17 protein-coding genes are annotated in these 24,779 nt (G+C 54.4%); 13 read left to right on the forward strand and 4 right to left on the reverse strand.

What is annotated here, in order from left to right:
• The first annotated feature begins 64 nt into the window (after positions 1 to 64).
• From QMG90_RS08655 to QMG90_RS08675, 5 genes are all read left to right on the forward strand, one after another.
• Positions 65 to 3,601, forward strand: coding sequence for a DNA translocase FtsK 4TM domain-containing protein (locus QMG90_RS08655; protein WP_283283418.1), 3,537 nt, complete (start codon positions 65 to 67; stop codon positions 3,599 to 3,601).
• A gap of 106 nt (positions 3,602 to 3,707) precedes the next feature.
• Positions 3,708 to 4,319 carry an outer membrane lipoprotein periplasmic chaperone LolA gene (gene lolA / locus QMG90_RS08660; protein ID WP_283283419.1) on the forward strand — a complete coding sequence of 204 codons (612 nt, stop codon included), beginning with the start codon at positions 3,708 to 3,710 and terminating at the stop codon, positions 4,317 to 4,319.
• Between the two features lie 8 nt (positions 4,320 to 4,327).
• Positions 4,328 to 5,671 carry a replication-associated recombination protein RarA gene (gene rarA, locus QMG90_RS08665; RefSeq protein ID WP_283283421.1) on the forward strand — a complete coding sequence of 448 codons (1,344 nt, stop codon included), beginning with the start codon at positions 4,328 to 4,330 and terminating at the stop codon, positions 5,669 to 5,671.
• A 93-nt stretch (positions 5,672 to 5,764) separates the two neighbouring features.
• Positions 5,765 to 7,057, forward strand: coding sequence for a serine--tRNA ligase (gene serS / locus QMG90_RS08670; protein WP_283283422.1), 1,293 nt, complete (start codon positions 5,765 to 5,767; stop codon positions 7,055 to 7,057).
• Between the two features lie 287 nt (positions 7,058 to 7,344).
• The gene (locus QMG90_RS08675) at positions 7,345 to 8,493 is read left to right on the forward strand and encodes an MFS transporter (RefSeq protein ID WP_283283423.1); all 1,149 of its coding nucleotides are present in this window, start codon (positions 7,345 to 7,347) and stop codon (positions 8,491 to 8,493) included.
• Between the two features lie 47 nt (positions 8,494 to 8,540).
• On the opposite strand, the gene pflA is transcribed toward QMG90_RS08675, so the two are convergent.
• From pflA to ycaO, 4 genes are all read right to left on the reverse strand, one after another.
• Positions 8,541 to 9,281, reverse strand: a complete 741-nt coding sequence (pflA, locus tag QMG90_RS08680) for a pyruvate formate lyase 1-activating protein (RefSeq protein ID WP_038154709.1) — start codon at positions 9,279 to 9,281, stop codon at positions 8,541 to 8,543.
• Positions 9,282 to 9,484: 203 nt separating this feature from the next.
• Positions 9,485 to 11,767, reverse strand: a complete 2,283-nt coding sequence (pflB, locus tag QMG90_RS08685; protein ID WP_283283424.1) for a formate C-acetyltransferase — start codon at positions 11,765 to 11,767, stop codon at positions 9,485 to 9,487.
• Between the two features lie 51 nt (positions 11,768 to 11,818).
• Positions 11,819 to 12,679, reverse strand: a complete 861-nt coding sequence (gene focA / locus QMG90_RS08690) for a formate transporter FocA (RefSeq protein ID WP_283283425.1) — start codon at positions 12,677 to 12,679, stop codon at positions 11,819 to 11,821.
• Between the two features lie 398 nt (positions 12,680 to 13,077).
• The gene (gene ycaO, locus QMG90_RS08695; RefSeq protein ID WP_283283426.1) at positions 13,078 to 14,844 is read right to left on the reverse strand and encodes a 30S ribosomal protein S12 methylthiotransferase accessory factor YcaO; all 1,767 of its coding nucleotides are present in this window, start codon (positions 14,842 to 14,844) and stop codon (positions 13,078 to 13,080) included.
• A 136-nt stretch (positions 14,845 to 14,980) separates the two neighbouring features.
• Here ycaO and QMG90_RS08700 point away from each other — a divergent pair, with 136 nt between their 5' ends.
• The 8 genes from QMG90_RS08700 to QMG90_RS08735 all read left to right on the forward strand — a co-directional run bounded on the left by QMG90_RS08700 (position 14,981) and on the right by QMG90_RS08735 (position 24,753).
• Complete coding sequence (locus tag QMG90_RS08700; RefSeq protein ID WP_283283427.1) at positions 14,981 to 15,673, forward strand: DUF421 domain-containing protein; 693 nt, start codon at positions 14,981 to 14,983, stop codon at positions 15,671 to 15,673.
• 163 nt (positions 15,674 to 15,836) lie between these two features.
• Positions 15,837 to 16,922: a 3-phosphoserine/phosphohydroxythreonine transaminase gene (gene serC, locus QMG90_RS08705; protein ID WP_283283428.1), complete on the forward strand. Its 1,086-nt coding sequence runs from the start codon at positions 15,837 to 15,839 to the stop codon at positions 16,920 to 16,922.
• A 71-nt stretch (positions 16,923 to 16,993) separates the two neighbouring features.
• A complete protein-coding gene (gene aroA, locus QMG90_RS08710) occupies positions 16,994 to 18,280 on the forward strand; it encodes a 3-phosphoshikimate 1-carboxyvinyltransferase (RefSeq protein WP_283283429.1) in 1,287 nt (428 codons plus the stop codon).
• 147 nt (positions 18,281 to 18,427) lie between these two features.
• On the forward strand, positions 18,428 to 19,186 hold the full coding sequence (gene loiP, locus QMG90_RS08715; RefSeq protein WP_283283430.1) for a metalloprotease LoiP: 759 nt from the start codon (positions 18,428 to 18,430) through the stop codon (positions 19,184 to 19,186).
• 174 nt (positions 19,187 to 19,360) lie between these two features.
• Positions 19,361 to 20,047 carry a (d)CMP kinase gene (gene cmk, locus QMG90_RS08720; RefSeq protein WP_283283431.1) on the forward strand — a complete coding sequence of 229 codons (687 nt, stop codon included), beginning with the start codon at positions 19,361 to 19,363 and terminating at the stop codon, positions 20,045 to 20,047.
• A 121-nt stretch (positions 20,048 to 20,168) separates the two neighbouring features.
• The gene (gene rpsA, locus QMG90_RS08725; RefSeq protein WP_283283432.1) at positions 20,169 to 21,842 is read left to right on the forward strand and encodes a 30S ribosomal protein S1; all 1,674 of its coding nucleotides are present in this window, start codon (positions 20,169 to 20,171) and stop codon (positions 21,840 to 21,842) included.
• Between the two features lie 152 nt (positions 21,843 to 21,994).
• The gene (gene ihfB / locus QMG90_RS08730; protein ID WP_049848543.1) at positions 21,995 to 22,282 is read left to right on the forward strand and encodes an integration host factor subunit beta; all 288 of its coding nucleotides are present in this window, start codon (positions 21,995 to 21,997) and stop codon (positions 22,280 to 22,282) included.
• 206 nt (positions 22,283 to 22,488) lie between these two features.
• A complete protein-coding gene (locus tag QMG90_RS08735) occupies positions 22,489 to 24,753 on the forward strand; it encodes a ComEC family protein (protein WP_283283433.1) in 2,265 nt (754 codons plus the stop codon).
• Positions 24,754 to 24,779: the final 26 nt, after the last annotated feature.

Genomic DNA, 24,779 nt, shown 5'->3' on the forward strand with positions numbered 1-24,779 from the left:
AGACCCGGCGCTGTTGTCCGTTTTAGCATCGGGCAGGAAAAGCCTGAAACCTGGAGAGCCTTTCTTGAGCCAGGAATACACTGAAGACAAAGAAGTCAGATTGACAAGATTAAGCAGCGGGCGCCGACTTCTGGAGGCGTTACTGATCTTATGTTCTCTTTTTGCCATCTGGCTGATGGCAGCGCTACTCAGTTTTAACCCCTCCGATCCCAGCTGGTCACAAACAGCCTGGCATGAGCCTATCCATAATCTCGGCGGTGCGCCTGGCGCATGGCTTGCGGATACGCTGTTCTTTATTTTTGGCGTGATGGCCTACACCATTCCGGTGATTATCATCGGCGGCTGCTGGTTTGCTTACCGGCATCGCGCAAATGAAGATTATATTGATTACTTCGCCGTTTCCCTGCGCCTGATTGGCGTACTGGCGCTGATCCTGACCTCCTGCGGGCTGGCGGCGATTAACGCTGACGATATCTGGTATTTCGCCTCCGGCGGCGTGATCGGCAGCCTGCTCAGCACCACGCTGCAACCGCTTCTGCACAGCAGCGGCGGCACGATTACGCTTCTGTGCATCTGGGCGGCAGGGCTGACGCTCTTTACCGGCTGGTCATGGGTCAGCATTGCCGAGAAAATCGGTAGTTGGGTGCTGAACATCCTGACTTTCGCCAGCAACCGTACCCGTCGTGATGATACCTGGGTCGATGACGACGAGTATGAAGATGACTACGAAGACGACGAGGCGCAACCCGCACCTCGCCGTGATTCCCGCCGGGCGCGTATCCTGCGCGGCGCGCTGGCCCGTCGCAAACGTCTGGCGGACAAATTCGCCAATCCGATGGGGCGCAAAACTGACGAAGCGCTGTTCTCCGGCAAACGGATGGACGACGACGAAGACGATATCCAGTACAGCGCGCGTGGTGTCGCGGCTGATGCTGACGACGTGCTGTTCTCTGGCAACAGCGCGGTGCGCCCGACGGATTACGACCCGTATGATCCCCTGCTGAACGGCCATTCTGTAACGGAACCGGTCGCGGCGGCGGCTGCCGCAACGACCGCAGCGCAATCATGGGCGGCGCCGGCCGAGCCGGTGATGCAAACACCACCACCGGAAAACGCAGAACCGGTTGTCACCACGCCTGCCGTGGAATGGCAACAGGTACCCGGCCCGCAAACGGCGGAGCCGTCTATCGCGCCAGCGCCCGACAGCTGGCCGCCGCAGCCTCATGCACCGCATCCGGAAGAATATACATATGAGCCGGAACAGCCGGAATGGCAGACAGATGCCGTTCCGGAGCCGGAAGAAGAGGTTAAACCGCAGCGTCCGCCGCTCTATTACTTCGAAGAAGTGGAAGAAAAGCGTGCGCGAGAACGCGAACAGCTGGCGGCGTGGTATCAGCCAACGCCGGAACCGGCAAAATCCACATCAACGCCTGCGCCTTCTGTGCCGCCAGTGGTTGATCCTGCCTCGGCCTTCACGCCAGCAGCTGCCAGCGTAAAAGAGTCGACCGGAACAGCCGCCACTGCCGCCGCCGCAGCAGCAGCTCCGATCTTCAGCCTGGCCGGCGATGCGCCGCGTCCTCAGGTGAAAGAGGGGATTGGCCCACAGTTGCCTCGTCCTAACCGTGTGCGTCTTCCTACGCGTCGTGAGCGGGCCTCTTACGGTATCAAGCTGCCGTCGCAACGGATGGCAGAAGAAAAAGCCCGCGAGGCCGGGCGCTATCAGCACTACAGCGATAGCGACATGACCGACGATGAAGCAGATGCGCAGCAGCAGGAAGATCTGGCGCGTCAGTTTGCTGCCTCGCAGCTGCAGCGCTACAGCGGTGAAGACGAGTATGACGAAGAGGCGGAAGCGGAAGCCGAGCTGGCTCGCCAGTTCGCCGCGACGCAACAGGCGCGTTATGGCGGCGCTGCGCTGGATGACATCGATTTCTCGCCGATGAAAACGCTGGTGGATGATACACCGAGCGAACCGCTGTTTATGCCGAGCCCGATGCAGGAAACGCCGGCCGCGGCACCGCAACATGCTCAGCCAGTACAATCACAACCGCCAGTGCAGGAAAGTCTGCTGCATCCGCTGCTGATGCGTAACGGCGACAGTCGCCCGCTGCAAAGACCAACCACGCCGCTGCCGTCGCTGGATCTCCTCACGCCGCCGCCGACGGAAGTTGAACCGGTCGACACTTTCGCGCTGGAACAGATGGCGCGTCTGGTGGAAGCGCGTCTGGCGGATTTCCGCATCAAAGCAGATGTGGTTAACTACTCGCCAGGCCCGGTAATCACCCGTTTCGAACTGAATCTGGCGCCTGGCGTCAAAGCCGCGCGAATCTCGAACCTGTCACGCGATCTGGCGCGCTCGCTCTCCACCGTCGCCGTGCGTGTGGTGGAAGTGATCCCCGGCAAACCATACGTCGGTCTTGAGCTGCCTAACAAGAAACGCCACACCGTTTATCTGCGCGAGGTGCTGGACTGCGCGAAATTCCGCGAAAACCCATCACCGCTGACAGTGGTGCTGGGGAAAGATATCGCGGGTGATCCGGTCATTGCTGATCTGGCGAAAATGCCACACCTGCTGGTGGCTGGTACTACCGGTTCCGGTAAGTCAGTGGGTGTGAACGCCATGATCCTCAGCATGCTCTACAAAGCGCAGCCGGAAGATGTGCGTTTCATCATGATCGACCCGAAAATGCTGGAGCTTTCGGTGTATGAAGGCATCCCGCATCTGCTGACAGAAGTCGTCACCGACATGAAAGACGCCGCCAATGCCTTGCGCTGGAGCGTCAACGAGATGGAGCGCCGCTATAAACTGATGTCGGCGCTGGGTGTGCGTAATCTGGCAGGTTACAACGACAAGATTGCAGAAGCGGCGCGCATGGGGCGTCCGATTCCGGATCCGTACTGGAAGCCGGGCGACAGCATGGACGCCACCCATCCGGTGCTGGAAAAACTGCCGTACATCGTGGTGCTGGTCGATGAATTCGCCGATCTGATGATGACGGTAGGCAAGAAAGTCGAAGAGCTGATCGCGCGTCTGGCGCAGAAAGCGCGTGCTGCCGGTATCCACCTGGTGCTGGCAACGCAGCGCCCGTCGGTGGATGTTATCACCGGTCTGATTAAAGCGAACATCCCGACGCGTATTGCCTTTACCGTATCGAGCAAAATCGACTCGCGTACCATTCTCGACCAGGGTGGCGCCGAATCGCTGCTGGGCATGGGGGATATGCTCTATTCCGGCCCGAACTCCACGACGCCGGTGCGTGTCCACGGCGCCTTCGTGCGTGATCAGGAAGTCCATGCCGTTGTGCAGGACTGGAAAGCGCGCGGTCGTCCGCAGTACGTTGATGGCATCACCTCCGATACCGAAAGTGAAGGCGGCAGTGGTGGTTTTGATGGCGGTGAAGAGCTGGATCCGCTGTTTGACCAGGCCGTGAATTTCGTCACCGAAAAACGCAAAGCGTCCATTTCCGGCGTACAGCGTCAGTTCCGCATCGGTTATAACCGTGCCGCCCGCATCATTGAGCAGATGGAAGCGCAGGGGATCGTCAGCGAACAGGGCCATAATGGTAACCGTGAAGTGCTGGCTCCGCCTCCCTTCGAATGATTGCAAAGATGGGTAAATAAGTCATAAATCAGCATTTTCTTCTGTCACCCTGCCGGGCTTCCGCCTACAGTGGTGGCAGAAGCGTGACGTACACTAAGGATGAACAATGAAAAAACTCGCCATTACCTGTGCCTTACTTTCTGGCCTGGTTGCCAGCAGCGTATGGGCGGATGCCGCCAGCGATCTCAAGAGCCGTCTGGATAAAGTCAGCAGTTTCCATGCCAGCTTCACACAGAAAGTGACTGATGGCAGCGGCAATGCTGTGCAGGAAGGTCAGGGTGATTTATGGGTAAAACGACCGAATCTGTTCAACTGGCATATGACACAGCCGGACGAGAGCATTCTGGTTTCTGACGGTAAAACGCTGTGGTTCTACAACCCGTTTGTGGAGCAGGCGACTGCGACCTGGCTGAAAGACGCCACCAGCAATACGCCGTTTATGCTGATTGCCCGTAACCAGTCCAGCGACTGGCAGCAGTACAACATCAAACAGAATGGCGATGACTTCTTGCTGACGCCGAAAGGCAACAGCGGCAACCTGAAGCAATTTACTATCAACGTCGGCCGCGATGGCACCATCCATCAGTTCAGCGCCGTTGAGCAGGACGACCAGCGCAGCAGCTATCAGCTGAAATCTCAGCAGAACAGCGTGACTGACGCGTCTAAATTTACTTTCACTCCGCCGCAGGGCGTGACGGTAGACGATCAACGTAAGTAGAGGCGAGTGTGAGCAACCTGTCGCTCGATTTTTCCGATAATGCGTTTCAACCTCTGGCCGCCCGTATGCGGCCAGAAAATTTAGCGCAGTATATTGGTCAGCAGCATTTGCTGGCCCCGGGCAAACCGTTGCCGCGAGCCATTGAAGCAGGGCATCTGCATTCAATGATCCTCTGGGGACCGCCGGGAACCGGGAAAACGACGCTGGCAGAAGTGATTGCCCGCTACGCCAGTGCTGACGTCGAGCGCATTTCCGCCGTCACCTCTGGCGTGAAAGAGATCCGCGAAGCCATTGAACGCGCCCGGCAAAACCGTAATGCCGGTCGCCGTACTATTCTGTTCGTTGATGAAGTCCATCGCTTCAACAAGAGCCAGCAGGATGCCTTCCTGCCGCACATCGAAGACGGCACCATCACCTTCATTGGTGCGACGACAGAAAACCCCTCCTTTGAACTCAATTCAGCGTTACTTTCACGTGCCCGTGTCTATTTGCTGAAATCGCTGACTGTTGAGGATATCGAGCAGGTGCTCGATCAGGCGATGTCCGACAGCGCCCGCGGTTACGGCGGCCAGGATATTGTCTTGCCGGACGAGACACGCCGGGCGATTGCCGAACTGGTCAATGGCGATGCGCGTCGGGCGCTCAACACGCTGGAAATGATGGCCGATATGGCCGAAGCGGATGACGCCGGGAAACGCGTGCTTAAGCAGACGCTGCTGACGGAAATCGCCGGAGAGCGCAGCGCGCGCTTTGATAACAAAGGCGACCGTTATTACGATTTGATCTCGGCGCTGCATAAATCGGTACGCGGCAGCGCGCCGGATGCCGCGCTCTACTGGTATGCCCGGATTATTACCGCCGGTGGCGACCCGTTATATGTTGCGCGCCGCTGTCTGGCGATTGCTTCCGAAGATGTCGGCAATGCCGATCCCCGTGCGATGCAGGTAGCACTCGCCGCCTGGGACTGCTTCACCCGTGTCGGCCCGGCAGAAGGGGAACGCGCAATCGCGCAGGCGGTGGTGTATCTTGCTTGTGCGCCGAAAAGTAACGCCGTATATACCGCTTTTAAAGCGGCAATGGCGGATGCCCGCGAACGCCCGGATTACGATGTGCCGGTGCATCTGCGCAATGCACCAACCAAACTGATGAAAGAGATGGGTTACGGGCAGGAGTATCGTTACGCCCATGACGAACCCAATGCCTATGCTGCCGGTGAGGAGTATTTCCCGCAGGAAATGGCACAAACGCGCTATTATCAGCCGACAAACAGAGGTCTTGAAGGGAAGATTGGCGAAAAGCTCGCCTGGCTTGCCGGACAGGATCAAAATAGCCCTATAAAACGCTACCGCTAAGCCTGGCGTTGCGGTAATGTTGTCACTTGTATCTCTGTGGCCGCAGGCTGCGGTCTTTTTCTCCTCTTTCAATTCGATAAGCACAGGATAAGCATGCTCGATCCCAATCTGCTGCGTAATGAGCCAGACGCAGTCGCTGAAAAACTGGCACGCCGGGGCTTTAAGCTGGATGTAGATAAGCTGCGCGCTCTTGAAGAGCGTCGTAAAGTTCTGCAGGTACAAACTGAAAATCTGCAGGCAGAGCGTAACTCGCGATCGAAATCCATCGGCCAGGCAAAAGCGCGCGGGGAAGACATCGAGCCATTACGCCTGGAAGTCAACAAACTGGGTGAAGAGCTTGACCGGGCGAAAGCTGAACTGGACGTCCTCCAGGCAGAAATTCGTGATATCGCGCTGACTATTCCCAACATTCCTGACGACAGCGTGCCGGTCGGTAAAGACGAAAATGACAACGTTGAAGTCAGCCGCTGGGGCACGCCGCGCCAGTTTGATTTCGAGGTTCGCGATCACGTTACGCTTGGCGAAATGCACAGCGGTCTCGATTTCGCGGCAGCCGTGAAACTGACCGGTTCCCGCTTTGTGGTGATGAAAGGGCAGATTGCCCGTATGCACCGCGCGCTGTCTCAGTTCATGCTGGATCTGCACACCGAGCAGCATGGCTATAGCGAAAACTATGTTCCGTATCTGGTTAACCACGATACGCTGTACGGTACCGGCCAGTTGCCGAAATTCGCTGGCGACCTGTTCCATACGCGCCCGCTGGAAGAAGAAGCGGACAGCAGCAACTACGCGCTGATCCCGACGGCGGAAGTACCGCTGACCAACCTGGTCCGCGACGAGATCATCGACGAAGACGATCTGCCGATCAAAATGACCGCGCATACACCGTGTTTCCGTTCGGAAGCCGGTTCGTACGGTCGCGACACCCGTGGACTGATCCGTATGCACCAGTTCGACAAAGTCGAAATGGTACAGGTTGTTCGCCCTGAAGATTCGATGGCCGCGCTTGAAGAGATGACCGGTCATGCAGAGAAAGTGCTGCAACTGCTCGGTCTGCCATATCGCAAGATTGTTCTGTGCACCGGTGACATGGGCTTTGGCGCTGCCAAAACCTACGATCTCGAAGTGTGGGTGCCAGCGCAGAACACCTATCGCGAAATCTCTTCCTGCTCCAACGTCTGGGATTTCCAGGCGCGTCGTATGCAGGCGCGTTGCCGCAGCAAGTCTGATAAGAAAACCCGTCTGGTACATACCCTGAACGGTTCCGGTCTGGCGGTAGGGCGTACGCTGGTCGCGGTGATGGAAAACTATCAGCAGGCAGATGGCCGCATTGAAGTGCCGGAAGTGTTACGTCCTTACATGAACGGTCTGCAGTACATCGGCTAAACCCGGTTCGACTATCCTGTAAAACGCCAGCGTCCTGTGATGCTGGCGTTTTTGTCTGTTTTTCTTTCCATGAAATTTTTCGACTGTTCTTTTCCGCCTGTTTTACTGATTAATTATAAAAAACAATGGAATAAGCGAAAGAATAATTCCCGTCTCGCATTATTGAATAAGAAACTTCAATCGATGCTCTGAAAACCGCGTCATTGCTGAATTCTGGTGGATTGACAATGTTTACAGCAGTGGCATGATGCGCACGAAATATGAACTAGCTCACGGTTTTTGTATCCATGTCCACCTATTCCCGGCCAGTGCTGTTATTGCTCTGTGGCCTGCTGTTGTTGACGCTGGCGATCGCAGTATTAAACACACTTGTTCCGCTCTGGCTCGCTCATGAAAATCTTCCTACCTGGCAGGTGGGGATGGTGGGCTCATCCTATTTTACCGGTAATCTGGTCGGCACCTTACTGACGGGGCGATTGATTCAGCGCCTGGGGTTTAACCGCAGTTACTATCTCGCCTCGCTGATTTTTGCCGTCGGCTGTGTGGGACTGGGTTTCATGGTTGGTTTCTGGAGCTGGATGAGCTGGCGGTTTATCGCCGGTGTCGGTTGCGCCATGATCTGGGTTGTCGTTGAGAGCGCGCTGATGTGCAGTGGTACATCACGTAACCGTGGTCGTCTGCTGGCAGCGTATATGATGGTTTATTACGTGGGCACGGCGCTGGGCCAGTTGATGGTCAGCAAGCTGCCAACGGATCTGATGAGCGTCCTGCCCTGGGCGGCGGCGCTGACGCTGGCAGGTATTCTGCCGCTGCTGTTTACCCGCATCGTGAATCAACAACCGAACTCGCACGAAGCCAGTCACGTCTGGTCGATGTTTAAACTGCGCGGCGCGCGTCTGGGCGTCAATGGTTGCGTGATTTCCGGTATTGTGCTGGGGTCGTTATATGGCCTGATGCCGCTGTGGCTGAACCATAAAGGCGTCAGCGATTCGGGTATTGGCTTCTGGATGGCGGTCATGGTGAGCGCGGGGATCGTCGGCCAGTGGCCGGTGGGGCGTCTTGCCGATCGCTATGGTCGTTTGCTGGTATTGCGGGTCCAGGTGTTTGTCGTCATTCTTGGCTGTGTGGCGATGCTGAGCCAGGCGGCGATGGCGCCAGCGCTGTTTATCCTGGGGGCGGCGGGCTTTACGCTTTACCCGGTGGCGATGGCCTGGGCTTGCGAAAAAGTGCAGCATCACCAACTGGTCGCCATGAACCAGGCGCTGCTGCTGAGCTATACCATCGGCAGCCTGCTGGGACCGACCTTCACGGCAATGTTGATGCAGAACTACTCTGATAACCTTCTGTTCATCATGATTGCGGGTGTGTCGTTTATCTATCTGCTGATGCTGCTGCGCAAAGTGGAACACCACCCGACGCCAGTGGCGCATGCCTGATACAAAAAGGCCCCGACGGTCGGGGCCTTTTTGCTGTTCTGACAGTGTCAGTACATCACTTTGTGACCATACTGCTCAAGGATGCCCTTAACACGCTCCATGGTCTCTTTCTTCGGTGGTTTCACCCCATCCAGTTTGTACTCTTCGCCCATGGCCACCCATTTGTGTTTACCCAGTTCGTGATACGGCAGCAGTTCGATTTTTTCGACGTTGCCCATGTCACGGGTAAATTCACCGAGTCGATGCGCGGAGTCGTCGTCATCTGACCAGCCCGGCACCACGACGTAGCGGATCCAGGTATTAATCCCTTTGGCGGAAATGTACTTCGCGAAATCCAGCGTGCGGTGGTTGGATACCCCCACCAGGTTCTGGTGGATCTCATCGTTCATCTGCTTGAGATCAAGCATTACCAGATCGGTCACTTCCAGCAGTTCATCAATGACCGGATCGTAACGACGCACGAAACCGTTGGTGTCGAGGCAGGTATGAATTCCCTCTTTTTTGCAGGCACGGAACCAGTCACGCACGAATTCGGCCTGCAGGATGGCCTCACCGCCAGACGCCGTTACGCCGCCGCCAGAGGCATTCATAAAGTGGCGATAGGTCACCACCTCTTTCATCAACTCGTCAACGGTGATTTCTTTGCCGCCGTGGGTATCCCAGGTATCGCGGTTATGGCAATAGAGGCAGCGCATCAGGCAGCCCTGAAAGAAGGTGATAAAGCGGATGCCGGGGCCATCTACAGTGCCACAGGATTCAAAGGAGTGAATGCGACCAGTTACTGACATTGCGGTGTTTTCTCCAGATGTGGCCCATCCAGGGCCAGTGTATTCACAGCTCAAAACCGGCTGTGTTAAGTCTGTTTTGACAGATACCCATAGTATAGATGGCTGGCAAAGCAGGCTGGGGCAGGAGAGAGTTATTAAAAAGGCCCCACTTGCGTGGAGCCTTTATTGTACTCTTTTTAAAACTTGTTTTCAGTCAAAACCGATTACATGGTCTGAGTGAAAGTACGAGTGATAACGTCCTGCTGCTGTTCTTTCGTCAGGGAGTTAAAACGTACTGCGTAGCCAGAAACACGGATGGTCAGCTGCGGATATTTTTCCGGGTGTTCCATCGCGTCGAGCAGCATTTCACGGTTCATCACGTTCACGTTCAGGTGCTGACCACCTTCGATGGACGCTTCGTGATGGAAGTAACCATCCATCAGACCGGCCAGGTTGGTTTTACGAACGTCGTCGTCTTTACCCAGTGCGTTCGGAACGATAGAGAAGGTGTAAGAGATACCATCTTTCGCGTAAGCAAACGGCAGTTTTGCAACGGAAGTCAGAGAGGCAACAGCACCTTTCTGGTCACGGCCGTGCATCGGGTTAGCACCTGGTCCGAACGGAGCGCCTGCGCGACGGCCATCCGGGGTGTTACCGGTTTTCTTACCATACACAACGTTAGAGGTGATGGTCAGAACAGACTGCGTCGGGATAGCGTTACGGTAGGTATGCAGTTTCTGAATTTTCTTCATGAAACGTTCTACCAGGTCAACCGCCAGGTCATCTACGCGAGCATCGTTGTTACCAAACTGCGGGTATTCGCCTTCGATAGCGAAGTCGATAGCCAGGCCGTCTTCGTCACGAATCGGTTTAACTTTCGCATATTTGATAGCAGACAGGGAGTCAGCCGCAACGGACAGACCTGCGATACCACACGCCATGGTGCGGATAACGTCACGGTCGTGCAACGCCATCAGAGAGGCCTCGTAGCTGTACTTATCATGCATGTAGTGAATGATGTTCAGCGCGGTGACGTACTGTTTAGCCAGCCAGTCCATGAAGTGATCCATACGATCCATCACTTCATCAAATTTCAGGACATCGCCTTTGATCGGTTCAGATTTCGGACCAACCTGCATTTTCAGTTTTTCATCAACGCCGCCGTTGATAGCGTACAGCATGGTTTTCGCGAGGTTTGCACGCGCACCGAAGAACTGCATTTGCTTACCAACGATCATCGGGCTTACGCAGCATGCGATAGCGTAGTCGTCGTTGTTGAAGTCCGGACGCATCAGGTCATCGTTCTCATACTGCAGAGAAGAGGTATCGATAGACACTTTTGCGGCGAATTTTTTGAAGTTCAGCGGCAGTTTTTCAGACCACAGAACAGTGATGTTCGGCTCCGGTGACGGCCCCATGGTGTACAGGGTGTTCAGGAAACGGAAGCTGTTTTTGGTGACCAGCGTACGGCCGTCAACGCCCATACCGCCGATAGATTCCGTTGCCCAAATCGGGTCGCCAGAGAACAGTTCATCATATTCAGGAGTACGCAGGAAACGAACCATACGCAGTTTCATGACCAGGTGGTCAATCATTTCCTGAGCGTCTTTCTCAGTGATTTTGCCTGCTTTCAGGTCACGTTCAATGAACACGTCCAGGAAGGTGGACACGCGACCGAAGGACATTGCCGCACCGTTCTGAGACTTAACCGCAGCCAGGTAGCCGAAGTAGGTCCACTGAATAGCTTCCTGAGCGTTAGTTGCCGGCGCAGAGATATCGCAGCCATATTTCGCCGCCATCTCTTTGATCTGGCCCAGCGCGCGATGCTGTTCAGCAATTTCTTCACGCAGACGGATAGTGGCTTCCAGGTTTTCACCATTTTCCAGATCGCTCTGCAGAGACAAGAACTGTGCGTATTTGTCTTTCATCAGGAAATCGATACCGTACAGCGCGATACGGCGGTAGTCACCGATGATACGGCCACGGCCGTAAGCGTCAGGCAGACCAGTCAGAACACCGGATTTACGGCAGTTCAGGATGTCTTTGGTATAAACATCGAATACACCCTGGTTATGGGTTTTACGGTATTCGGTGAAGATTTTTTTCAGCATCGGGTCCAGTTCGCGGTTATACGCTTTGCAGGAACCTTCAACCATTTTGATACCACCGAACGGGATGATTGCACGTTTCAGCGGGGCTTCAGTTTGCAGACCAACAATTTTCTCCAGCGCTTTGTTGATGTAGCCAGCGTCGTGAGAAGTAATGGTGGAAGCAACAGAGGTGTCAAAATCAACTGGCGCGTGAGTGCGGTTTTCCAGTTTAACGCCTTCCATCACGCGGTCCCACAGTTTAGTGGTCGCCTCGGTGGCACCGGCCAGGAAGGTTTCATCACCTTCATATGGGGTGTAGTTTTTCTGGATAAAGTCACGGACGTTAACGGCATTCTGCCATTCACCTTTCGCGAAACCTTCCCACGCAGTGGCTAACTTTTCATTAAGCTCGGACATGTAACACCTACCTTCTTAAGTGGATTTTTTATTTACTGCCTGAGAAAACCATCAGCAATGATGATCGTCACCACGCAGGTAAATGACCCAGTATGTCAACCCAACTAACAAACCCCCGCCAATAATGTTACCGATAGTCACCGGAATCAGGTTATCAGTGATGAAGTTTATAACAGTCAGATGAGAAAAACTGTCAGGAGTTGAACCAATCGCGGTCCAGAACTCCGGGCTTCCAAAGTGTTTGATCACGATACCCATCGGGATCATAAACATGTTTGCAATGCTGTGCTCGAAGCCGCTGGCGACAAACATCGCCACGGGCAATACCATAATCATGGCTTTATCCATCAGGCTGCGACCGGAGTAGCTCATCCAGACCGCAAGGCAAACCATCAGGTTGGCCAGGATACCCAGGCAAACGGCTTCAATAAAAGTATGGTGCATTTTGTGGTCGGCGGTTTGAAGAACGTTAAGTCCCCAGCCGCCATTCGCGACCATATATTCACCGGACAACCACATCAACAGAACAAAGAGCAGGCAGCCAATCAGGTTACCTACATAAACGTTGAGCCAGTTGAGTGCCAGTTGGCCCCAGGTGATCCTTCCACTTGCTTTTGCAACAACGATAAGGACCGTTGAGGTGAAGAGGTCAGCGCCGCAGATGACGCAAAGAATCAGGCCGAGTGAGAAGCAAATACCCCCGATCAGTTTGGCAATGCCAAAGGGCATCGTGGCGGTGCCGGTCGTCGCGGTGATATAAAAGACAAAAGCAATGGAGATGAATACGCCCGCAGTAATTGCCAGATAAAGGGTTTTCAGCGGTTGTTTGGTGGCTTTATAGACACCTGCTTCTTCAGCGACTTTCGCCATTGCTGCAGGAAGTAATAGATCAAAAGGGTTGTCAGCTTTCACACTAACTCTCTCTTTATTAAGTCGGCGACGAGATACTAACAAAGCATTATAGAAGAGAATTTGATGTAGATCATATCTCGCCTGGCTTATAGGCCCGTAAAACGCATGGTTTTCCAGCAAATACGGCGTAACTGTTTGATTATCCAAATAAAAATAAATTTTAAAAATTACTAATACAGTTGAATTTTTTCTTCACTCCTTGCTGAATCGGTTAATTAAAATGGAGTAAATACCCTTTTATTTAACATTGCAGGTGATGTAATGAAAATATATTTCACCCGTATTTAACTTTATTATCACATTTATACTGATAAACAAGAAAATAAAAAAAGGGGCCTGTTAACAGGCCCCGTAATATATAGCAGAGAAATCGCTACGCCTACCAATAATGCAGCTTTTTAATGCTGTTTAGCCCACCAGGCGGCTTTGGCGCGCTGAAGTTTCTCATAGGCCTGCAGTAACGTCTGATGCGCAGGGAAGGCATGCAGATCGCCATCGACCGGCGGTAAACCGTAGAAGGGGGCTTCACCGCTCAGGGCTGCGCTGGCCGCTTCCACCGCTGCTGCGCCGTACATCCGCACGAAAGCGTTCAGGTACTGCAGCGGTTGACGCTCTTCTTCCTGTGCGAGCAGCAGCAGGGTCTGCAGGCAGCGATAGTAATTCGCCCGTTCAGCGCTAAAGATGGAGGCGTTAAATTCCATCGTCCACTCGGTCCAGATCAGCGCCTGCTCCAGGTCGCCGCCCGCCAGCGCCAGCATCGCTTTCAGCTCGCCGATGCGCAGCGTGTACCAGCCGTTGTCTTTACCGGTCGCCAGGCCCAGCAGCTCACGAACGCGGGTAAAGTCGTCGTGACCTTCTTCATCAAGCTGTTCAATCAGCGCCAGGTATTCTTCTTTTTCCCACTCGCTACCCGGCAACGCCAGCAGGGTTTCGCGCAGATGACTGCCCATGTTGTTGTTCGCCAGCCACAGATCTTCCGCCGGATAGATATCGGACATGCCCGGCACCAGAATGCGGCAGGCATAAACGCCCAGATGTTCATAATCGGCGATGTACACTTCTTTCCCTTCAGCCTGGAAAATAGCCATCAGCGTAGCGAACTCTTCCTGTGTCGTGCCGGAGAAGTTCCAGTCAACGAATGGATAGTCGGCATCCTGTTTAAACATATCCCAGGAGATAAGGCCGCTGGAGTCGATGAAATGGGTTTCCAGGTTGGCGTGTTCCGCCACTTCTTCGTCATCAAAGGTTGGCGGCGTGAAGACATCGAGATCTTTCAGGCTACGGCCCTGCAGCAGTTCAGTGACGGTACGCTCCAGCGCCACGCCAAAATCCGGGTGTGCGCCAAACGAGGCAAAACAGGTGCCGTTTGCCGGGTTGAACAGCACGACGCAGATGACCGGGTATTTGCCGCCCAGCGAGCCATCGTAAGCAAAGATCGGGAAACCTTCGGCTTCCAGTTTGTTGATGGCTTCCACCACGCCAGGATAGCGCGCCATCACGTCTTGCGGAATTTCCGGCAGGCTGATGCTTTCCGCAATAATGCGATTTTTGATATGGCGTTCGAATACTTCAGACAGCCCCTGAACCCGCGCTTCATCTGCGGTGTTGCCTGCGGACATGCCGTTAGAAACATACAGGTTACCGACGATGTTCATCGGGATATAAATCGTCTGGTTATCAGACTGGCGGGTGAATGGCAGACCGCAGATGCCACGCGCGTCGTTACCGGACTGTAAATCGACCAGCATGCTGGCGGTCAGTTGATTGTCCGGATCGTAAAAGGCACGCAGACGCGGGTCGAGCAGACCTTCCGGCACCTCATCGTCGTCGGTCAGCGGGAACCATTTTTCGTTGGGATAGTGAACGAAAGGACCATTGGCAAGGGTTTCGCCCAGCCAGAAGTCGGCAAAGAAATAGTTAGTGGAGAGACGCTCAAAATATTCACCGAGGGCGGACGCGAGAGCGGCTTTTTTCGTCGCCCCTTTACCGTTAGTGAAGCACAGGGCGCACTCTTTGTCGCGAATGTGCACGGACCAGACGTGCGGTACCGGATTCAGCCACGAGGCCTCTTCAATGTCAAAGCCCAGATCGAGCAGTTTTTGCTGAAAGCGAGCGATGGAATCTTCCAGCGCGGCATCTTTGCCGGGAATAAATGTTTGAGTCATGGCGATCACTTAGTTCGTACGTAAAGCGCGCAATGATACGGGTTTTGCCTGACAGGCGCTATCTTCGCGGCGCTACCGACGAAAATAAACAACCAGGCTACGCTTAACAGCAATCACAGGCGAGACGGGAGAGAAAATGAAAGCATTTGACTGGCAAAGAATGGCGCTGGACAAAGTGCCGTTCGACTTTCTCTGGGAAGTGGCGTTGCGCAGCGTCTATACCTTCATACTGGTGTTTATCTTCCTCAAAATCACCGGTCGGCGCGGCGTTCGCCAGATGTCGTTGTTTGAAGTGTTGATCATCCTGACACTGGGGTCGGCGGCGGGGGACGTGGCGTTTTATGACGACGTCCCGATGCTGCCGGTGCTGGTGGTGTTTGTTTCTCTGGCGTTGCTGTACCGGCTGGTGATGTGGCTGATGTCGCGCAGCGAAAAACTGGAGGATTTGCTGGAAGGGAAACCGGTGGTCGTCATCGAAAACGGACAACTGGCGTGGGAAAAACTGAACGCCGAAAATTTAACCGAATTTGAGTTCTTCATGGAACTGCGGCTGCGTGGTGTCGAGCAACTAGGGCAGGTTCGCCTGGCGATCATGGAAACCAACGGCCAGGTTAGTGTCTATTACTACCCTGACGATGAGGTAAAAAAAGGTCTGACGATTTTGCCGGAATACTGCAATGAGCGGTTTACCGTCATGCCCGAACAGAATGACTACGCCTGTGTACGTTGCAGCGCCGTCCGGCAAATGTACGCCGGTGATAAGCTGGTATGCCCACGCTGCGGACATCCGGAATGGTCGAAGGCGAGTAAAGCTGTTCGGGTGACCTGATAGCCATTTTGTCGGTTTTTTACCACCGGGCTGGTGGATCCTGTTGTGTGAAGCCGGCCACATTTCCCCGACCATCGCTATTAGCCATTGCGGCGCGTGTCACTGAATGATAAAACCGATATCCACAGGATTTTTTTATGGCAAATTAGCGTGGTGAGGGGAAATGAGTCAGGTCTACAATTTTAGCTCTGGTCCGGCAATGTTACCGGCCGAGGTACTTAAACAGGCGCAACAGGAACTGTGTGACTGGCAAGGCTTAGGTACATCGGTGATGGAAGTCAGCCATCGCGGAAAAGAATTTATTCAGGTCGCGGAAGAGGCAGAAAAGGATTTTCGCGATCTGCTGAACATCCCCTCCAGTTATAAAGTTTTGTTCTGTCACGGCGGCGGCCGCGGGCAGTTTGCCGGTATTCCGCTGAACCTGCTGGGTGATAAAACCACTGCGGACTACGTTGATGCAGGCTACTGGGCGGCAAGCGCTGTCAAAGAAGCGAAGAAATACTGCACGCCGAATGTCATTGATGCCAAAGTGACCGTTGATGGTCTGCGCGCCGTGAAGCCAATGCGTGAATGGCAGCTCAGCGATAACGCCGCCTATCTGCATTATTGTCCGAATGAAACCATTGATGGCATCGCCATTCATGAAACGCCTGACTTCGGTAACGCCATCGTCACGGCGGATTTCTCTTCTTCTATTCTGTCTCATCCGCTTGATGTGAGCCGCTATGGCGCCATCTATGCGGGGGCGCAGAAAAACATTGGCCCGGCGGGGCTGACGCTGGTGATCGTGCGGGAAGATCTGCTGGGCAAAGCGCAGACCGCATGCCCGTCGATCCTCGACTACACCGTGCTCAGCAACAATGACTCTATGTTCAACACGCCGCCGACCTTTGCCTGGTATCTGGCGGGGCTGGTGTTCAAATGGTTGAAAAAGCAGGGCGGTGTTGCGGCGATGAACAGCATCAACCAGCAAAAAGCGGAACTGCTGTACAGCATCATTGACCGCAGCGATTTTTACCGCAACGACGTGTCACCCGCTAACCGTTCGCGCATGAACATTCCGTTCCAGCTCGCCGACAGCGCGCTCGACAAACTGTTCCTTGAGGAGTCGTTTGCTGCAGGCCTTCACGCGCTGAAAGGTCACCGTGTCGTGGGCGGTATGCGTGCCTCTATTTATAACGCGATGCCGCTGGAAGGCGTAAAAGCGCTGACCGACTTCATGCAGGATTTCGAACGTCGTCGCGGTTAACCGGACTGCCTTTTCACCCCCGTAGCCTCGCTGCGGGGTTTTTATTGACCTGTTTTTGAGAGTTGAGTTTCATGGAATCCCTGACGTTACAACCCATCGCGCGGGTGGATGGCACCATCAATCTGCCAGGTTCGAAAAGCGTTTCGAATCGCGCCTTGCTGCTGGCTGCATTAGCCAATGGCACCACCGTGCTGACCAATTTGCTGGACAGCGACGACGTGCGCCACATGCTGAATGCCCTGAGTGCGCTGGGAGTTCATTACACGCTTTCTGCTGACCGTACCCGCTGCGAAGTAACGGGCAACGGTGGACCATTGCGAACCGATCGCGCGCTGGAGCTTTTTCTCGGTAATGCCGGAACGGCGATGCGCCCGCTGGCGGCCGCGCTCTGTCTGGGGTGCCACGACGCGGTAGTGCTGACTGGCGAACCGCGCATGAAAGAGCGCCCGATTGGTCATCTGGTTGATGCACTGCGCCAGGGCGGGGCGGAGATCGACTATCTCGAACAAGAAAATTATCCGCCGCTGCGCCTGCGCGGTGGCTTCACTGGCGGTAACGTTGAGGTTGACGGTAGCGTTTCCAGCCAGTTCCTGACGGCGTTACTGATGACGGCACCGCTGGCGCCACAGGACACGACCATCACTATTAAAGGTGAACTGGTCTCGAAACCGTACATCGATATCACGCTGCACCTGATGAAAACCTTCGGCGTGGAGGTTGAAAACCAGAATTATCAGCGCTTTGTTGTGCGCGGCGGGCAACAATATCAATCTCCGGGCGCATATCTGGTGGAGGGCGATGCGTCCTCTGCGTCCTATTTTCTTGCTGCTGCCGCCATCAAAGGCGGAACGGTGAAAGTCACCGGCATTGGCCGCAACAGTGTGCAGGGTGATATCCGTTTCGCTGACGTGCTGGAAAAAATGGGCGCTACTATCACCTGGGGGGATGATTTCATTCTCTGCACGCGAGGCGAGCTGCACGCCATTGATATGGATATGAACCATATTCCGGATGCGGCGATGACCATCGCCACTACAGCGTTGTTTGCCAATGGCACGACGACGCTGCGCAACATTTATAACTGGCGCGTGAAGGAAACGGATCGCCTGTATGCGATGGCAACGGAGCTGCGCAAGGTGGGTGCCGAAGTGGAAGAGGGCGAGGATTATATTCGCGTGACGCCACCGGTTGAACTGACTTTCGCCGAGATTGGCACCTATAACGATCATCGTATGGCGATGTGTTTCTCGCTGGTGGCGTTGTCCGATACGCCGGTCACCATTCTCGATCCGAAATGTACCGCCAAGACCTTCCCGGACTACTTCGACCAGCTGGCGCGTATCAGTACGCCAGCGTAATCGCTCCCTCCCTCAGCGCCGACCCTAGGGTCGGCGTTTTCATGTCTGCTTCTGAACTTTTTTGCCTCTTCGCCGGGTGCTATCTTCACCGCTGTTTCAACCTGTTGATTTATATATTTTAATTATGGTTATCAGTGGATGATATATATGAAGAATACAAAACTCGCACTGGCGCTCACGTTCGGCGCCGTCTTGCTGGCAGGGTGTAAAAACGGCGTCAACGGTGATCTGATTGCCAGCTCAGGAATGTCTGCCTACAACGCCATGACGCTGTCTGATGCGGACGTCAAATCGCTCAGCAACAGTAGTTGCAAACAGATGGACAGCGAAAACCAACTGGCGGGCGCTTCCAGCAAATATTCAAAACGACTGAAAAAAATCGCCAAAGCGCTGGGCAGTAACATTGATGGCACCGCGGTTAACTACAAGGTCTATCTGACCCGCGACGTCAACGCCTGGGCCATGGCTAATGGCTGCGTGCGTGTCTATTCGGGCCTGATGGATATGATGTCCGACAACGAAATCGAAGGGGTGCTGGGTCACGAACTGGGTCACGTTTCGTTGGGGCATTCCCGTAAAGCGATGCAAACAGCGTATGCCACGCTCGCTGCCCGAGATGCAATCTCTGCCACCAGCGGCGTTGCAGCACAGCTTTCGCAATCTCAGCTGGGTGATTTAGCGGAAGGCGTGATTAATTCCGCCTTTTCCCGCAGCCAGGAATCCGATGCCGACGATTTCTCCTATGACCTGCTGAAAAAGCGCGGTATTAAGCGAGAGGGGTTAGTCAGTGCATTCGATAAATTCGCGACCATGGATGCCGGACGCGCCAAATCCCTGATGGATTCCCACCCCACCTCTGCTGATCGTGCACAGCATATTCGCGATCGCATTGCCGAAGATAAATAAAAGTAAAACTTGTCATCTTTTGGGCTGGCGCGGCGTCAGCCCACTATACTTGCTTAATTCTCATACAATTCGCTACCGGTCGTCTGCATTTTGCACGCAGTAGTAACGGTCTGGTGCTTTGGCGAGTATAATGCGCGGCGTTTATGTAACTATGCCTTGCTGAAGGAGAAAAAGATGACGGCAATCGCCCCGGTAATCACCATTGATGGGCCAAGCGGTGCAGGTAAAGGAACCTTGTGCAAGGCCATGGCGGAAGCATTACAGTGGCATCTGTTAGATTCAGGCGCGATATATCGCGTACTGGCATTGGCGGCATTACATCATCATGTGGATGTGGCATCAGAAGAAGCGTTAGTCCCGCTGGCGGCGCACCTGGATGTCCGGTTTGTCTCCACTGACGGCAATCTGGAAGTGATCCTCGAAGGCGAAGACGTCAGCGGCGAAATTCGCACGCAAGAGGTGGCAAATGCCGCGTCGCAAGTGGCAGCATTTCCGCGTGTACGTGAGGCGTTGCTGCGTCGTCAGCGCGCGTTTCGCGAAGCTCCGGGTCTGATTGCTGACGGCCGGGATATGGGAACCGTCGTTTTTCCTGATGCGCCGGTGAAAATTTTCCTTGACGCCTCATCGGAAGAGCGGGCACACCGCCGTATGCTGCAGTTGCAGGAGAAGGGCTTTAGTGTTAACTTTGAGCGCCTTTTGGCAGAGATAAAGGAACGTGATGATCGTGACCGCAACCGTGCGGTGGCGCCTCTGGTTCCTGCGGCCGATGCTTTAGTGCTGGATTCCACACGATTAAGCATTGAGCAAGTGATTGAAAAAGCGTTACAATACGCGCGCCAAAAACTGGCCTCCGCCGCGTAACCGGCGAGACGCCTCAGAATTCTTGCAGTACCCCCGCAGCAATGGAGTGTTAGCGGGTATGTGAAACAACCCCATCCGGCATGAAGCCAGGTGGACGTTAATATTAACCTGAAGATTAAACATGACTGAATCTTTTGCTCAACTTTTTGAAGAATCCTTAAAAGAAATCGAAACCCGCCCGGGTTCCATCGTTCGTGGCGTTGTTGTTGCTATCGATAAAGATGTCGTACTGGTTGACGCTGGTCTGAAATCTGAATCCGCCATCCCGGCAGAGCAGTTCAGAAACGCCCAGGGCGAGCTGGAAATCCAGGTCGGTGACGAAGTTGACGTTGCTCTGGATGCAGTAGAAGACGGCTTCGGTGAAACACTGCTGTCCCGTGAGAAAGCGAAACGTCACGAAGCCTGGATCACGCTGGAAAAAGCTTACGAAGACGCTGAAACTGTTACCGGTGTTATCAACGGCAAAGTTAAGGGTGGCTTCACTGTTGAGCTGAACGGTATTCGCGCGTTCCTGCCGGGCTCCCTGGTAGATGTACGTCCGGTCCGTGATACTCTGCACCTGGAAGGCAAAGAGCTTGAATTCAAAGTGATCAAGCTGGATCAGAAACGCAACAACGTTGTTGTTTCTCGCCGTGCAGTTATCGAATCTGAAAACAGCGCAGAGCGCGATCAACTGCTGGAAAACCTGCAGGAAGGCATGGAAGTTAAAGGTATCGTTAAGAACCTCACTGACTACGGTGCATTCGTTGATCTGGGTGGCGTTGACGGCCTGCTGCACATCACTGATATGGCCTGGAAACGCGTTAAGCATCCGAGCGAAATCGTGAACGTGGGCGACGAAATCACTGTTAAAGTGCTGAAGTTCGACCGCGAGCGTACCCGTGTTTCCCTCGGCCTGAAACAGCTGGGCGAAGATCCGTGGGTTGCTATCGCTAAGCGTTACCCGGAAGGTACCAAACTGACTGGTCGCGTGACCAACCTGACCGACTACGGCTGCTTCGTTGAAATCGAAGAAGGCGTTGAAGGCCTGGTTCACGTTTCCGAAATGGACTGGACCAACAAAAACATCCACCCGTCCAAAGTTGTTAACGTTGGCGATGTTGTGGAAGTTATGGTTCTGGACATCGACGAAGAACGTCGTCGTATCTCCCTGGGTCTGAAGCAGTGCAAATCTAACCCGTGGCAGCAGTTCGCGGAAACCCACAACAAGGGCGACCGTGTTGAAGGTAAAATCAAGTCTATCACTGACTTCGGTATCTTCATCGGCCTGGACGGCGGCATCGACGGCCTGGTTCACCTGTCTGACATCTCCTGGAACGTTGCAGGCGAAGAAGCAGTTCGTGAATACAAAAAAGGCGACGAAATCGCGGCAGTTGTTCTGCAGGTTGACGCAGAGCGCGAGCGTATCTCCCTGGGCGTTAAGCAACTGGCAGAAGATCCGTTCAACAACTGGGTTGCACTGAACAAGAAAGGCGCCATCGTAAACGGTAAAGTGACTGCAGTTGACGCGAAAGGCGCAACCGTAGAACTGGCCGACGGTGTTGAAGGTTACCTGCGTGCTTCTGAAGCTTCCCGTGACCGCGTTGAAGATGCGACTCTGGTTCTGAACGTGGGCGATGACGTTGAAGCTAAGTTCACCGGTGTTGACCGTAAGAACCGCGCAATCAGCCTGTCTGTCCGTGCGAAAGACGAAGCTGACGAGAAAGATGCCATCGCTTCTGTTAACAACAAACAGGAAGAAGGCAACTTCTCTAACGCAATGGCTGAAGCTTTCAAAGCAGCTAAAGGCGAGTAAGTTACTCTGAAACTTCGGGCGTAACCGCCTGAAGTCTAATGAGTAGACTTGACAGATTGCAGGTTTCGTCCTGTAATCAACAACAAAGGGCGGCTACGGCCGCCCTTGTTTAAGCTGATAGCCAACTTTCCTGAAAGGAAACCGGAGGAATCATGACCAAGTCAGAGCTTATTGAAAGACTTGCAAGCCAGCAATCTCACATCCCTGCGAAAGCGGTTGAAGATGCTGTGAAAGAGATGCTGGAACACATGGCTACGACCCTGGCCCAGGGCGAGCGCATTGAAATCCGCGGTTTTGGCAGCTTCTCTTTGCACTATCGTGCACCACGCACCGGGCGTAACCCTAAAACAGGTGATAAAGTGGATCTGGAAGGTAAATACGTTCCGCACTTTAAACCGGGTAAAGAATTACGCGACCGCGCCAATATTTACGGCAGCTGAGTTAAGTATTAACCCGGCTGGAAAAAAGCACCTTAGGGTGCTTTTTTTATTGCCTGCTTTCGGCGCGCTGGAATCCTCCTCGCAAAATCGCTGCGGTGTTAGTGCAACGCCATCCTCTCCTTACAGCGCTCACCGCATTGCCGAAAATCACATCCTGACAGCCATTCCCGTTCTGCGTCACACTCGTGAAAAACAGAGGGGTGTTGATGCGTTTACCACAAGTCGCCTGGTGTGTCGTTCTCGGGATCTTCCCGCTGGTTTGGTTGCCCTGGTTACCAGATTTACTGCTGATAAAGGGCATTATTGTGCTGGCGGTTTTGCTGCTCTTTATTCGCACGCCTGGGGTAAGGGTTATCGCGTTGACGCTATTGTTCTTCTGTTGGGGGTGTCTTGCAGCGCACCAGACGTTGTGGCCGGTTGATCTCCTGACGGGGAAAAATCAACAGGCAGACATCGTCATCACTGCCACCGACGGGCAAACCACGCATCAGGGGAAGATAATTCGCCTGAACGGTAAGCGGCAATTTCCCGCTATCGCGGTTTCGCTCTATGGCAACTATCTGCCGCAACCCGCCTGTGCCGGGCAACGCTGGAACATGACAATCCGCATGCGGCCCATCCACGGACAGCTCAATGAAGGTGGGTTCGACAGCCAACGTACGGCGCTTGCCCGGCATATGGCAATCTCAGGCCGATTCCTGTCGGCGACGGCGCTGAGCACCTCATGCAGCTGGCGCGCACGCTATCTGGCATCGCTGACGGCAAGCCTTGCGGATCTTCCGTGGCAGCCTGTTATTCTGGCGCTCGGCGCTGGTGAGCGGATGGCGCTTCCGGTAGAGGTGAAACGCCTGCTGCAACAAACCGGCACATCACACCTGATGGCCATTTCCGGCTTACATATCGCGTTGGTGGCCTCGCTGGGCTGGCTGCTGGTTCGCGCCCTGCAGTTTTTTCTGCCATGCCGCTACATCAACTGGCGAGCACCGTTACTGGCGGGCTTCGGCTGCGCGCTCTGTTATGCGCTGTTTACCGGGTTACAACCGCCCGCGCTACGCACTATCGCCGCACTGGCTGTCCTCTACAGTTTACGACTCCGCGGACGACACTGGTCACCGTGCTCGGTCTGGATTTGCTGTGTTGGCGCGATACTCTTTACCGATCCGTTGGCGGTCCTCTCCCAGAGTTTGTGGCTGTCTGCTTTCGCGGTCGCCACGCTTATCTTCTGGTATCAGTGGATGCCTTTTCCCGCCCTGACGTTACCGCCATGGAGCCGGTGGCTGGCGGGTCTGTTGCATCTGCAACTGGGGTTAATGCTGCTGTTGATGCCGTTGCAGGTGGTGCTGTTTCATGGCATCAGCTTAAGCTCGATGGTGGCGAATCTGGTGGCGGTGCCTGTCGTTACTTTTGCGGTTGTGCCATTGATTCTTGCCGGTATGTTGCTGCACCTTATCGGGCCCGTCGTTGCCGAAACCGGCATAGGGTTACTGACTGATCGCCTGCTGGCGCTGTTGTTCGGTTTTCTTGCCCGTTTGCCCGATGGCTGGCTGGATCTTGATGCAAGGTGGTTGCCCGCCACAATGTTACCGTGGCTCGCTCTGATCGCCTGGAAACTGCGTGGCTGGAAATCTGCGCCAGCGCTGTGTCTGGTCGCGATTGTCGTGCTGACGTTTCCACTCTGGTCACAGAAAAAAACGGATGAATGGCGCGTGACGATGCTGGACGTCGGACAAGGGCTGGCGGTGGTTATCGATCGTCATGATAAAGCTATTCTGTATGACACCGGGCTGGCGTGGCCGGGCGGTGACAGCGGGCAACAACTCATTATTCCCTGGCTCCGCTGGCATCATCTGCAGCCGGAAGGGATTATCCTCAGTCACGAGCATCTCGATCATCGCGGCGGGCTGGACTCGCTCACCCGGGCCTGGCCGCAGGCGTGGATCCGCAGTCCGCTGGGGTGGGGCGGTCATCAGTCCTGTTTTCGTGGCGATCACTGGCAATGGGAAGGGCTGACGTTCCGTGTGCTATGGCCGCTAGCGGGAACACAAACGCAGGGGAACAATCGCTCCTGTGTCGTTCGGGTGGACGACGGCAAATTCAGTGTTTTATTGACCGGAGATATTGAATTATCAGCCGAATTTTCCATGCTCAGCCATTACTGGCAACATCTTACGTCTACACTTATTCAGGTGCCTCATCATGGCAGCAGCACCTCTTCTGGCGTGGCGCTGTTGCAGCGAGTCGGCGGGCAGGCGGCGCTGGCATCGGCCTCCCGCTATAACGCCTGGCGATTACCGTCGGAAAAAATAGTGAAACGCTACCGCCAGCAGGGTTATCAATGGTTCGATACGCCTCATCAGGGGCAACTTTCCGTGCTGTTTCAGCGCGACAACTGGCAAATCCGTAGCTTACGAGATCAAATTTTACCTCGCTGGTATCATCAGTGGTTTGGCGTGTCTCGTGATAACGGGTAGAATATGCGGCTATTTCAACATAAGCT

Source organism: Trabulsiella odontotermitis, assembly GCF_030053895.1.
Classification (GTDB): Bacteria; Pseudomonadota; Gammaproteobacteria; order Enterobacterales; family Enterobacteriaceae; genus Trabulsiella; species Trabulsiella odontotermitis_C.